The 12,338-nt window shown below is 68.6% G+C and carries 13 protein-coding genes; 1 reads left to right on the forward strand and 12 read right to left on the reverse strand.

The genetic code is table 11. The features are described from left to right. Positions 1-22: 22 nt before the first annotated feature. Together ACFQW8_RS17255 and ACFQW8_RS17260 are read right to left on the reverse strand one after the other, a co-directional pair. Positions 23-1,909 (reverse strand): ABC transporter ATP-binding protein, encoded by a 1,887-nt coding sequence (locus tag ACFQW8_RS17255; protein ID WP_380089505.1) that lies wholly within the window; start codon positions 1,907-1,909, stop codon positions 23-25. 164 nt (positions 1,910-2,073) lie between these two features. Further along, positions 2,074-3,672 carry an ABC-F family ATP-binding cassette domain-containing protein gene (locus ACFQW8_RS17260; RefSeq protein WP_380089507.1) on the reverse strand — a complete coding sequence of 533 codons (1,599 nt, stop codon included), beginning with the start codon at positions 3,670-3,672 and terminating at the stop codon, positions 2,074-2,076. A 129-nt stretch (positions 3,673-3,801) separates the two neighbouring features. Between ACFQW8_RS17260 and ypfJ the strand changes: the two genes are divergently transcribed. Continuing rightward, positions 3,802-4,713: a KPN_02809 family neutral zinc metallopeptidase gene (ypfJ, locus tag ACFQW8_RS17265; protein ID WP_380089509.1), complete on the forward strand. Its 912-nt coding sequence runs from the start codon at positions 3,802-3,804 to the stop codon at positions 4,711-4,713. Positions 4,714-4,755: 42 nt separating this feature from the next. Here the strand turns inward: ypfJ and ACFQW8_RS17270 are convergent, their stop codons facing one another. The 10 genes from ACFQW8_RS17270 to ACFQW8_RS17315 are packed head-to-tail and all read right to left on the reverse strand — an operon-like array spanning position 4,756 to position 12,274. After that, positions 4,756-5,115, reverse strand: a complete 360-nt coding sequence (locus tag ACFQW8_RS17270; protein ID WP_380089511.1) for a hypothetical protein — start codon at positions 5,113-5,115, stop codon at positions 4,756-4,758. Positions 5,116-5,151: 36 nt separating this feature from the next. Then, a complete protein-coding gene (locus tag ACFQW8_RS17275) occupies positions 5,152-5,676 on the reverse strand; it encodes an acVLRF1 family peptidyl-tRNA hydrolase (RefSeq protein ID WP_380089512.1) in 525 nt (174 codons plus the stop codon). After that, on the reverse strand, positions 5,676-6,005 hold the full coding sequence (locus ACFQW8_RS17280) for a metal-sulfur cluster assembly factor (protein WP_380089514.1): 330 nt from the start codon (positions 6,003-6,005) through the stop codon (positions 5,676-5,678). The genes ACFQW8_RS17275 and ACFQW8_RS17280 overlap by 1 nt, the downstream gene beginning before the upstream one ends. Continuing rightward, the gene (gene sufU / locus ACFQW8_RS17285; RefSeq protein ID WP_380089516.1) at positions 6,002-6,499 is read right to left on the reverse strand and encodes a Fe-S cluster assembly sulfur transfer protein SufU; all 498 of its coding nucleotides are present in this window, start codon (positions 6,497-6,499) and stop codon (positions 6,002-6,004) included. The genes ACFQW8_RS17280 and sufU overlap by 4 nt, the downstream gene beginning before the upstream one ends. After that, the gene (locus tag ACFQW8_RS17290) at positions 6,499-7,797 is read right to left on the reverse strand and encodes a cysteine desulfurase (RefSeq protein WP_380089518.1); all 1,299 of its coding nucleotides are present in this window, start codon (positions 7,795-7,797) and stop codon (positions 6,499-6,501) included. Before ACFQW8_RS17290 ends, sufU begins: the two co-directional genes overlap by 1 nt. Before the next feature lie 12 nt (positions 7,798-7,809). Continuing rightward, positions 7,810-8,583: a Fe-S cluster assembly ATPase SufC gene (sufC, locus tag ACFQW8_RS17295; RefSeq protein ID WP_380089520.1), complete on the reverse strand. Its 774-nt coding sequence runs from the start codon at positions 8,581-8,583 to the stop codon at positions 7,810-7,812. Positions 8,584-8,598: 15 nt separating this feature from the next. Continuing rightward, positions 8,599-8,946, reverse strand: coding sequence for a non-heme iron oxygenase ferredoxin subunit (locus tag ACFQW8_RS17300; protein WP_380089522.1), 348 nt, complete (start codon positions 8,944-8,946; stop codon positions 8,599-8,601). Beyond that, positions 8,943-10,115, reverse strand: coding sequence for a Fe-S cluster assembly protein SufD (gene sufD, locus ACFQW8_RS17305; protein WP_380089523.1), 1,173 nt, complete (start codon positions 10,113-10,115; stop codon positions 8,943-8,945). The genes ACFQW8_RS17300 and sufD overlap by 4 nt, the downstream gene beginning before the upstream one ends. Continuing rightward, entirely contained in the window at positions 10,116-11,534 is a 1,419-nt protein-coding gene (sufB, locus tag ACFQW8_RS17310) for a Fe-S cluster assembly protein SufB (RefSeq protein WP_380089524.1), read from the reverse strand. Then, positions 11,531-12,274: a helix-turn-helix transcriptional regulator gene (locus ACFQW8_RS17315; protein WP_380089526.1), complete on the reverse strand. Its 744-nt coding sequence runs from the start codon at positions 12,272-12,274 to the stop codon at positions 11,531-11,533. Before ACFQW8_RS17315 ends, sufB begins: the two co-directional genes overlap by 4 nt. Positions 12,275-12,338: the final 64 nt, after the last annotated feature.

Below are 12,338 nucleotides of genomic sequence, written 5' to 3' on the forward strand. Positions count from 1 at the left end.
CCGTGCCGCTCGCGCAAAGGGACTAGGCGCGGGGCGACGGGGTGGTCACGGTGTCATCGGAGAACTGGGTCGTGTAGAGGTCGCTGTAGAGCCCACCCCGTGTCAGCAGCTCCGCGTGCGTGCCCCGCTCGACGATCCGACCGCCGTCGAGGACGAGGATGACGTCGGCGTGACGCACCGTCGAGAGCCGGTGGGCGATGACCAGCGCGGTGCGGCCCTCGAGCGCCGCGTCCAGGGCTCGCTGCACCGCGACCTCGCTCTCGCTGTCGAGGTGGGCGGTCGCCTCGTCGAGGACGACGAGGCGTGGTCCCTTGAGGAGCAGACGGGCGATGGCGATGCGCTGCTTCTCACCGCCACTCAGACGGTGCCCGCGATCACCCACGACCGTGTCCAGTCCGGCCGGCAGCCGCTCGACGAGCTCCCACACGCGTGCGGCACGCAGTGCCGCCTCGATCTCGGCATCCGTGGCCGAGGGCGCGGCATACGTGAGGTTGGTGCGGATGGTGTCGTGGAAGAGGTGCGCCTCCTGCGTGACCACGCTCACGGTGTCGCGCAGCGACTCCAGGGTGACGGTGCGCAGGTCGGCGCCGTTGATGCGCACGGCCCCGCTCGTGGGGTCGTAGAGGCGAGCGACGAGGGCGGTCAGGGTCGACTTGCCGGCGCCGCTCGGACCGACGAGCGCCACGAGCTGGCCGGGCTCGATCGTCGCGTCGATGTCCTCGAGGACGACCGAGCCGGCCTCGCGGTCTCCGCTGGCCTCCGACTCGAGGGAGCGGAGGGAGACATCGCTGGCGGCCGGGTAGGAGAACCCGACGTGGTCGAGGTCCAGACGGACCGGCCCGTCCGGGATCGCGGTGGCATCGGGCGCCTCGGCCACCAACGGCTCCAGGTCGATGATCTCGAAGACGCGCTCGAAGGACACGAGCGCCGTCATGACGTCCACCCGGGCGTTGGAGATCGTCGTCAACGGACCATAGAGACGGGCGAGCAGGGCGGTCAGGGCGAGCAGCGTGCCGACCGAGATCGAGCCGCTCACCGCCATGACCCCACCGAACCCGTAGACGAGCGCCGTCGCCAGCGCCGCGACGAGGGTGAGCCCGACGAAGAAGACCGACCGGTTGACGGCGATGCGCACCCCGACGTCGCGGACGCTGCGGGCCCTCTGGGAGTACTCACGGTTCTCGACGACCGGGTTGCCGTAGATCTTGACCAGGAGCGCACCTGCGACGTTGAAGCGCTCGGTCATGCGGGTGCCCAGGTCGGCGTTGAGCCCCATCTGGTCGTGAGCCAGACCGGCCAGGCGTCCGCCCATGGTGCGCGCCGGGATGAGGAAGAGCGGGACGAGGACGAGCGAGGCGAGGGTGAGCTCCCACGAGAGCAGTCCCATCACACCGATGATGAGGACGAGCGAGACGGCGTTGCTCACCACGCTCGAGAGCACCGACGTGAAGGCCTGCTGGGCGCCGATGACGTCGTTGTTGAGCCGCGACACGAGCGCACCCGTCTGGGCGCGGGTGAAGAAGGCGATGGGCTGGCGCAGGACGTGGGAGAAGACCTGTGTGCGCAGGTCGACGATGAGTCCCTCGCCGATGCGCGCCGAGAGCCATCGCGACAGCAGGGTGACGACCGCACTGACGACGGCGAGGGCAGCGACCAGGAGGGCGAGCCGGACGACGAGCCCCGAGTCCTGGGGGATGATCCCGTCGTCGATGAGGCTCTTGAGGATCAGCGGCGTGGAGACGATGAGCAGCGCGTCGACCACCACGAGGAGCAGGAACGCGACGATGATCCGCCGATAGGGCCGTGCATAGGACAGCACGCGCCGAGCCGTCCCGGGCGCGAGCTCCCTGGACGTGACGCTCGCGTCCTTGCTCAGGCTCTGGATCGCCTGCCAACCGGCCATGCTCATGATGCGGTGTTCCCGACGTCGTGGTTCGTGTTCATGTGATGGATCCTCAGTCCTCAGGTGCGCTTGAGGTCAAACCCGCACTGGGGCGCCCACATTCCGAGGACGCCCGGGTGAGCACCCTCGACCCTAGGACTCGGCACCGACATCGCGGTGCCCGCACAGGATCAGGCGAGGTTGACGAGGTCCTTGTAGTCGGGACCCCACAGGTCCTCGACGCCGTCAGGGAGCAGGAGGATCCGCTCGGGCTCCAGGGCGTCCACAGCTCCCTCGTCGTGGGTGACGAGGACGACTGCGCCCTTGTAGGTCTTGAGGGCCCCGAGGATCTCGGCGCGTGATGCCGGGTCGAGGTTGTTGGTGGGCTCGTCGAGGAGGAGGACGTTGGCCGACGACACGACGAGCAGGGCCAGCGAGAGCCGGGTCTTCTCGCCTCCCGACAGCACCCCCGCGGGCTTGTCGACGTCGTCGCCGGTGAAGAGGAACGAGCCGAGCGTCTTGCGCACGTCCGTCTCACCGAGCTCCGGTGCGGCCGACTTCATGTTGTCGAGCACCGTCCGGTCGACGTCGAGGTTCTCGTGCTCCTGCGCGTAGTAGCCGATCTTGAGGCCGTGACCCGGCTCGACCTGACCCGTGTCGGGTGCGTCGACCCCGGCGAGCATCCGCAGGAGGGTGGTCTTGCCTGCACCGTTGAGACCGAGCACGACCACTCGCGACCCTCGGTCGATGGCCAGGTCGACGTCGGTGAAGATCTCGAGCGAGCCGTAGGAGCGCGACAGTCCGCTCGCTCGCAGCGGGGTCTTGCCGCACGGCGAGGGGTCGGGGAAGCGCAGCTTGGCCACGCGGTCGTGCACGCGCTCGGTCTCGAGCCCCGACAGCAGGCGCTCGGCCCGACGGGCCATGTTCTGGGCAGCCACCGTCTTGGTGGCCTTGGCGCGCATCTTGTCGGCCTGGGCCATGAGGACGCCGGCCTTCTTCTCCGCGTTGGCCCGCTCGCGCTTGCGACGGCGCTCGTCGGTCTCGCGCTGCTGGAGGTAGGCCTTCCAGCCGAGGTTGTAGATGTCGAGCTCGGCGCGGTTGGCGTCGAGGTGGAAGACCTTGTTGACGACGGCCTCGAGGAGGTCGACGTCGTGCGAGATGACGATGAGCCCGCCCTTGTAGCTCTTGAGGTGGTCACGCAGCCAGACGATGGAGTCCGCGTCGAGGTGGTTGGTCGGCTCGTCGAGCAACAACGTCTCGGCCCCGGAGAAGAGGATGCGGGACAGCTCGATGCGGCGGCGTTGGCCACCGGACAACGTCGCGAGCGTCTGGTCGAGGTGGCGCTCCTCGAGCGCCAGCGCCGAGGCGATCGACGCAGCCTCGGACTCCGCGGCATACCCGCCCGCGGCATGGAACTCGCCCTCGAGGCGGCCGTACCGGCGCATGGCCTGCTCGAGCTTCTCTCCGCTCTGCTCGCCCATGGCCACCTCGGCCGCACGCAGCTCGCGCACGATGCGGTCGAGCCCACGCGCGGAGAGGATGCGGTCGCGCCCGGTGACGTGGAGGTCGCCGGTGCGCGGGTCCTGCGGCAGGTAGCCGACCTCGCCGGTGCTCTGCACCGTGCCGGCCGCGGCCTGCCCGGCACCCGCCAGCACCTTGGTCAACGTCGTCTTGCCCGCGCCGTTGCGGCCCACGAGGCCGATCCGGTCACCCGCAGCGACCCGGAAGCTCACGTCGTCCAGGAGGAGTCGGGACCCCGCGCGCAGCTCGATCGCGGCGGCAGTGAGCACAGGGAAGTCCTTCGTCGGGGGAACTGAGGTGGATGAGCAGGCGCACCGCTGACACACCGCGGGCCTTCAGACGTTTAGTCTAGGTGGGCCGTGCTCCGCACGGAAAACGCGATGCATGGGAGGCCTTGGATGAGCTTCAACGACGGTGTCGGTCTCGACACCTCGCAGGTGGAGTCCGGAGGCGGCGGAGGTGGCCCGGGTGGCATCGCCGTGGGTGGCGGGCTCGGCGGCATCATCCTGCTCATCATCGGCCTGATCTTCGGCATCAACCCCTCCGACCTGCCCACCGGTGGCGGATCGGCCGGCACCAGCCAGGAGCAGGTCGACGGCACGAGCACCAGCGGCGAGGCCTTCGAGCGGTGCAAGACCGGCGCCGACGCCAACGCCGACGTCGAGTGCCGCGTCATCGGCACGGTGAACTCGCTCAACGCCTTCTGGACAGCCGAGCTCCCCCGCTACCAGAAGCAGTGGCAGCCGGCCAAGACCGTGCTCTACAAGGGGTCGACACAGTCACAGTGCGGCACCGCCAGCAACCAGGTCGGTCCGTTCTACTGCCCGCTCGACCAGCGGATCTTCATCGACGCCGACTTCTTCGCAGTCCTCGAGCAGCAGTTCGGTTCCGACGGTGGCGCGCTCGCGCAGGAGTACGTCGTGGCCCACGAGTACGGCCACGCCCTCCAGGACCAGCTCGGCCTGCTCGGACGGGCACAGCAGGACCCTCAGGGTGCCAACAGCGGTGCCGTGCGCATCGAGCTGATGGCCGACTGCCTCGCAGGTGTCTGGGCCCAGGCTGCCTCGACGACCGATGGTCCCGGAGGCGAACCCTTCCTCAAGCCGCTCACCGAGGCCGACATCAAGAGCGCCCTGTCTGCGGCCGCGGCCGTCGGTGACGACCGCATCCAGCAGAAGACACAGGGTCAGGTCAATCCCGAGGCCTGGACCCACGGCAGCGCCGAGGCGCGGCAGCGTTGGTTCCTCCAGGGGTACAAGACCGGCGACCTCAACAAGTGCAACACCTTCAACGTCGGCTCGGTCTCCTGACCGACGTCTGACAGCTGGAGGCGCACGGCGCCCCGTCGTCGTTCACTCCGGCCCGGGGTGAGCCTTGTCCAGCTCCTGCAACAGCCGGTGCGCCGCAAGCTCGACCTCCTTGTGGCGCCACTGCGACGCCCGGAAGACGGACGCGATGAGCGCGCTCCGGTGGACCTTGCTGAAGTCACCGAACCCGAACGCGTACCGCGCCTTCGTCTCCTCCCCCGGCCCCTCGGTCAGCCCGAGGTGCCACGCCCCGTATGCCTTCCAGTCGTGCTTGTCGAGGAACGCGTTCTGCGCCTCGGCATCGGGCTGGACATCACCCCACTCGCTGTCGAGGACGACCTTGCCGGACTTGATGAGCTCGCGACAGTGCTTCACCGCGGCCTTGTTCACGCTGTAGGTGGCCATCTCCCCATCATGGCCCGACTCACGCGACAGGTGACGTCACGGACCGTCGTCGATGCGGACCTCGACCGCGCGCGCCCGGCGCACGACCTCGTCGAGCACCGCCCTTCGCGGGTCCCCGATGTCGTGGAACTCCCGCCGCGGCAGGTCTGCCAGGAACTCCAGTCGCGGGTCCTCCAGGACCTCCCGCACCAGGGTCTTGTCCCCACCGACGACCACGCCCTGGGGTATGCCGGCCGGCACGATCCGCAGGAAGTGTTCCGTCACGGCCCGGACGAGCTCGTCGGCCTGGTTGCCGCGGCGCCGGGCGAACCGTTGCTGCGACCACCCACCGGCCGCCGTGCGCGACTGGACGTGGCGCGTCCCGACCTTGTGCAGGACGAGTGTCGACCCCTCGACGTGCGCGACGGCATACCCACCGCGTCGGATGAGCAGGACGGCAAGGTGAGGGTGCTCGAAACGTGAGATCCCGACGACCCGCTGGGGGCCGTCGGGATTGGCGACGTCGAAGCGCTCGCGCCACGCGGCATACCGCTCGGGCGCGACCTCCACGACGCGGCTCACTAGATGTTGAAGCCCAGGGCGCGCAGCTGGTCGCGACCGTCGTCGGTGATCTTGTCGGGGCCCCACGGCGGCATCCAGACCCAGTTGACCCGGTAGGAGGACACCACGCCCTCGAGCGACTGCTGCGTCTGGTCCTCGATGACGTCGGTGAGCGGGCAGGCCGCGGACGTGAGGGTCATGTCGATGACGGCGTGGTTCTGGCCGTCGACGGTGATGCCGTAGACGAGGCCGAGGTCGACGACGTTGATCCCGAGCTCGGGGTCGACGACGTCGCGCATGGCCTCCTCGACGTCGGCCACGTTGACCGGTGCATTGGTGGTCTCACTCATGACGTTCCTTCCACGGACTTCAAGGATTCGGATGCAGTGGCCACCACAGTCCCGCGACCACTCTGGTGCAACGCGTCGGTCAATGCCATCCATCCGAGGAGGGCGCACTTGACGCGTGCGGGGTACTTGCCGACGCCGGCGAGGGCGATGCCGTCGCCGATCACCTCTTCGTCGCCCGGGTCCTCACCCTTGGACGTGAGCATGGCCTTCATCGCCTCGTAGGTCGTGAGGACCTCGCTCAGCGGGCGACCGATGCTCTCGTCGGCGAGGATCGACGTCGAGGCCATGCTGATCGAGCACCCCAGGGCGTCGTAGGAGATGTCCTCGACGATGGGGTCACTGCCGTCGGCTGGGTCGACGACGTGGATCCGCATGGTGACCTCGTCGCCACACGTCGGGTTGACGTGGTGCACCTCGGCCTCGAACGGCTCGCGCAGCCCGGCGTGCTGCGGGCGCTTCGAGTGCTCGAGGATGAGCTCCTGGAACAGGTCCATCAGCTTGCCACCCCGTAGATCTGTGGGACGCGGTCGAGTGCCTCGAGGAGCACATCGACTTCGTCGACGGTGTTGTATGCCGCGAAGCTGGCACGCGTCGTCGCCGCCACCTTGAAGCGGCGGTGCAGCGGCCAGGCGCAGTGGTGACCGACGCGGACGGCGACACCGGACGCGTCGAGCACGTGACCGACGTCGTGGGCGTGGACACCGTCGACGACGAAGGCGACCGTGCCACCGCGGGACTCGAGGTCGGTCGGGCCGACCACGGTGACCCACGGGCGCGTCGCGAGCCCGGCGAGCAGCCGCTCGGTGAGGGCCAGCTCGTGCGCGTGGATTCGGGCAACACCGCCGATGGCGTCGATGTAGTCGACGGCCGCAGCGAGACCGATGGCCTGCGCCGTCATCGGCACTCCCGCCTCGAAGCGTTGCGGCGGAGGCGCATAGGTGCTGCCCTCCATCCGGACCATCTCGATCATCGAGCCGCCCGTGAGGAACGGCGGCATGGCCTCGAGCAGCTCTGCGCGACCCCAGAGGACGCCGATGCCGCTGGGCCCGAACATCTTGTGGCCCGAGAACGCGAGGAAGTCGACACCCAGAGCGGTCACGTCGACGCCGTCGTGGGGCACGGACTGGCACGCGTCGAGGACGACGACCGCACCGACCTGGTGTGCCCGGGTGACGACCTCGTCGAGCGGGTTGACCGTGCCGAGGACGTTGGACGCGTGGACGAGGGCGACGACCTTGGTGCGGTCGGTGATCAGGTCGTCGAGGGTGCTGAGGTCGAGCCGTCCGCCGTCCGTGACGGGGATCCAGCGCAGGGTCGCACCGGTGCGGCGGCACAGCTCCTGCCACGGCACGAGGTTGGCGTGGTGCTCCATCTCGGTGACGAGGACCTCGTCGCCCTCCGCCAGCGCGAACCGCTCGCTGCCGGGGATGCCGGGGTGCGGCGAGTTCGAGAACGCGTAGGCCACGAGGTTGAGCGCCTCCGTCGCGTTCTTGGTGAAGACGACGTCATGGGCCTGGGCCCCGATGAACGCCGCGACGCGCTCACGCGCACCTTCGTATGCCGCCGTCGCCTCCTCGGAGAGCGCGTGCGCCCCGCGGTGCGGCGCCGAGTTCAGGCGTTCGTAGAAGTCCCGCTCGGCGTCGAGCACCTGGACCGGCTTGTGCGAGGTCGCGCCCGAGTCGAGGTAGACGAGCGGCGCACCGTCGCGCACGGTGCGCGCGAGGATCGGGAAGTCGGCCCGGATCCGGGCGACCTCCTCGTCGGTGAACGGCGTCTTCGACGGCTCAGGCATGAAGGCCCCCAATCAGGCGGTCGTGATGGCCGCGGGAGCGGTCTGGAAGCGGTCGTAGCCCTCGGCCTCGAGCCGGTCGGCCAGCTCGGAGCCACCCTGCTCGGCGATCTTGCCGTCGACGAAGACGTGGACGAAGTCAGGCTTGATGTAGCGCAGGATCCGCGTGTAGTGGGTGATGAGAAGGACGCCGGAGCCGGTGGTCTGCTTGGCGCGGTTGACGCCCTCCGAGACGATGCGCAGCGCGTCGACGTCGAGACCTGAGTCGGTCTCGTCGAGGATGGCGATCTTGGGCTTGAGCAGCTCCATCTGGAGGATCTCGTGGCGCTTCTTCTCGCCACCGGAGAAGCCCTCGTTGACCCCGCGCTCCGAGACGGCCGGGTCCATCTTGAGGTCGGTCATCGACTGCTTGAGCTCCTTGACCCAGGTGCGGAGCTTGGGGGCCTCGCCGTCGATGGCCGTCTTGGCGGTCCGGAGGAAGTTGCTCACGGTCACGCCGGGGACCTCGACGGGGTACTGCATCGCGAGGAAGAGTCCGGCCCGGGCGCGCTCGTCGACGCTCATCGCGAGGACGTCCTCACCGTCGAGGGTGACGGTGCCGCTGGTCACGGTGTACTTCGGGTGACCGGCGATCGAGTAGGCGAGGGTCGACTTGCCCGAGCCGTTGGGGCCCATGATCGCGTGCGTCTCGCCGGAGTTGATGGTCAGGGTGACGCCGCGGAGGATCTCCTTGGTGCCCTGCTCGGTGTCCACGGTGACGTGGAGGTCGGTGATGACAAGGGTCGACATGTGTGCACTCAGCTTTCAGTTCTCGGTGAGCGCGACGTAGACGTCGTCGCCCTCGATCTTGACGGTGTGGACGGCGATGGGAGTGATGGCCGGCGGGCCGGACGGGTCACCGGTGCGGATGTCGAAGCGCGAGCCGTGGAGCCAGCACTCGAGCGTGCACCCGTCGAGCTCACCCTCGGAGAGCGAGACGTTGGCGTGGCTGCAGGTGTCGTCCACGGCGTGGACCTCACCTTCGGCGGTGCGGATGACGGCGACCGTGCGGCCGTGGATGTCGGCAGCAGCCGCGCCCACGGTCGGGAGCTCGTCGAGCGAGCAGACCCGAACGAAGTCGGCAGTGGTCGAGACCTCGTTGACCTCGCTCACGCCGTGGCCTCCAGCTCGCGGTCGATCGCCTCCATGAGGTGGTCCTCGATCTCGGGAACGCCGATGCGACCCACGATCGAGGCGAAGAAGCCGCGCACGACGAGTCGACGGGCGGTGTCCTCGTCGATGCCACGCGCCTGCAGGTAGAACAGCTGCTGGTCGTCGAATCGGCCTGTGGCAGAGGCGTGCCCGGCTCCCGCGATCTCACCCGTCTCGATCTCGAGGTTGGGCACCGAGTCGGCGCGGGCGCCGTCGGTGAGGATGAGGTTGCGGTTGAGCTCGTAGGTGTCGGTGCCCTCGGCGCTGGCGCGGATGAGGACGTCACCGACCCAGACCGTGTGGGCGCTGTCGCCCTGGAGCGCGCCCTTGTACTCGACGTTGGACCGGCAGTGCGGCGCCTCGTGGTCGACGAAGAGACGGTGCTCCTGGTGCTGACCGGCGTCGGCGAAGTAGACGCCGAGCGCTTCGAAGGAACCGCCGGGACCGGCATACGAGGCATTGGTGTTGAGCCGCACGATGCCGCCACCGAGGGTGACCGCGATGTGGCGCACCTTGGCGTCACGGCCGACGACGACGTCGTGCTGCCCGAGGTGCAGGGCGCTGTCGGCCCACTCCTGGACGGTCACGACTGTGACGTCGGCGCCGTCGCCGACGACGACGGAGAGCAGCTCGGAGTACTGGGCGTCTCCCTGGTGACGCAGGACGACCGTGGCCCTGGCGAACTGACCGACGCGGATGACCGTGTGCCCGTGGGCCAGACCGCCGTCACCCGTGAGGACGACGCGCACTGGCTCGGGCAGCTCGGCCTCCGCGGGGATGTCGAGGACGGTGACCGACTCGGCCTGGGCCGCGGCGACCACAGCAGCGCGGTCGGCAGGCTTGGGCGCCCCGCTCCCCTGCCACTGCTCGCGCGAGAGCGTCGAGACGGTCACGCCGTCGGGCAGGAACTCCTCGCGGCGCAGCGCCGTGCCGGCCGTCTCGGCGAAGAGTGCCTGGAGACGGTCGACGGGGGTGAAGCGCCACTCCTCCTCGCGACCGGACGGAACCGCGAAGTCCGCCACGGCATACGAGGTCGTGCGCTCGGCACGGGACTGGTCAGGGACGAAGGCAGCAGCCGAGTCGGTGTGCCCGGCAGGGGCTTCGGGATTCTTCTGGGCCAGAAGGCTCATTTAGCCAACTGCTCCTTCCATCTGGAGCTCGATGAGGCGGTTGAGCTCGAGGGCGTACTCCATGGGGAGCTCCTTGGCGATGGGCTCGACGAACCCGCGCACGATCATCGCCATGGCCTCGGTCTCGGACATGCCTCGGGACATGAGGTAGAACATTTGGTCCTCGGACACCTTGGAGACGGTGGCCTCGTGGCCCATCGTCACGTCGTCCTCGCGGATGTCCACGTAAGGGTAGGTGTCGGAGCGGCTGATCGTGTCGACGAGCAGGGCGTCACACACGACGCTGCTCTTCGAGCCGTGCGCGCCCTCCATGATCTGGACGAGGCCGCGGTAGGACGTGCGGCCACCGCCACGGGCGACCGACTTCGACACGATCGTCGACGAGGTGTTGGGCGCGGCGTGGACCATCTTGGATCCGGCGTCCTGGTGCTGGCCCTCGCCGGCGAAGGCGACGGAGAGCGTCTCGCCCTTGGCGTGCTCGCCCATGAGGAAGACGGCGGGGTACTTCATCGTCACCTTGGAGCCGATGTTGCCATCGATCCACTCCATCGTCGCGCCCTCGGCGCAGGTCGCGCGCTTGGTGACGAGGTTGTAGACGTTGTTGGACCAGTTCTGGATCGTCGTGTAGCGGACGCGGGCGTTCTTCTTGACGATGATCTCGACGACGGCGGAGTGCAGCGAGTCCGACTGGTAGATCGGCGCCGTGCAGCCCTCGACGTAGTGCACGTAGGAGCCCTCGTCGGCGATGATCAGGGTGCGCTCGAACTGGCCCATGTTCTCGGTGTTGATCCGGAAGTAGGCCTGCAGCGGGATGTCGACGTGCACGCCCGGCGGGATGTAGATGAACGAGCCACCCGACCACACGGCCGTGTTGAGCGCTGCGAACTTGTTGTCACCGGCGGGGATGACGCTCGCGAAGTACTCGCGGAAGAGGTCCTCGTGCTCGCGCAGGCCCGTGTCGGTGTCGACGAAGATGACGCCCTTCTCCTCCAGGTCCTCACGGATCTGGTGGTAGACGACCTCGGACTCGTACTGAGCGGCGACACCGGAGACGAGACGCTGCTTCTCGGCCTCGGGGATGCCCAGGCGGTCGTAGGTGTTCTTGATGTCCTCGGGCAGGTCCTCCCAGGAGGTCGCCTGCTGCTCGGTGGACTTCACGAAGTACTTGATGTTCTGGAAGTCGATACCGGTGAGGTCACTCCCCCACGTCGGCATGGGCTTCTTGTGGAACAGCCGCAGCGACTTCATGCGGAGGTCCTCCATCCACTGCGGCTCACTCTTGCGCCGGGAGATGTCGAGGACGACCTCGTCGTTGAGCCCACGACGGGCGTTGGTGCCAGCGGTGTCGCTGTCCGCCCAGCCGAAGTCATAGCGCCCGATGTCCTTGAGGCCGGGGTTGAGTTCCTCGATGGTGCTCATCGCGTGGACCTTCCTGTTGAAAGCTCAGACTTGGTGGGGACGAACGTCGTGCACACGTGCTCTCCGTGCGCGAGGGTGGCGAGTCTTTGGACGTGCACGCCGAGCAGGCGTGAGAACGCGTCCGTTTCAGCGTCACAGAACTGTGGAAATTCCCGAGCGGCGTGCTGGACCGGGCAGTGACCCTGACAGAGCTGTATGCCGGACAGTCCGGCGGGAGCCGTGCCGTCGCCCCGACCTGCCCCGGGGGCCTCGCCCATGGGGCGGGCGGACGCGGCGAAACCGTCACGCGTGAGTGCGGCGACGAGGGCCTCGACCCGGGCGGCGGTGTCGGTGCCCGCAACGGCCAGCTCCGCGGCATACCGCTCCTCGAGCAGGGCGACACGGGACTCGGCGAAGCGACGCACTGCGTCGGGACCTGCCTCGGTGGCGAGGAAGCGCAGGGCCTCGGTCGCCAGGTGGTCGTAGTCGGACTCGAGCGCCTGGTGCCCTGACTCGCTGAGGACGAAGGACCGTGCCGGACGACCGCGACCACGACTCGTGGCGGCGACCTCGCGCTCGTCGATGAGTCCCGAGTCGGTGAGGTTCTCGAGGTGTCGGCGCACGGCGGGGACGGTGAGTCCCAGCTCCTGCGCCAGCGCCGTCGCTGTCACCGGGCCGTGCTCACTGATGGCCTGCAGGACCCGGTCGCGCGTGCGCGACTCGAGGACCAGAGGCACCGCAGTGGCGGCCGGGATATTCACAACACCAATGTTACGTAATTGCCTGGGAGGTGGGAAACGAAGGTCACCCTAAGCGTCCGCAGGT

The sequence above is a fragment of the Knoellia altitudinis genome (assembly GCF_042666355.1).
In the GTDB taxonomy this organism is placed as follows: Bacteria; Actinomycetota; Actinomycetes; order Actinomycetales; family Dermatophilaceae; genus Knoellia; species Knoellia altitudinis.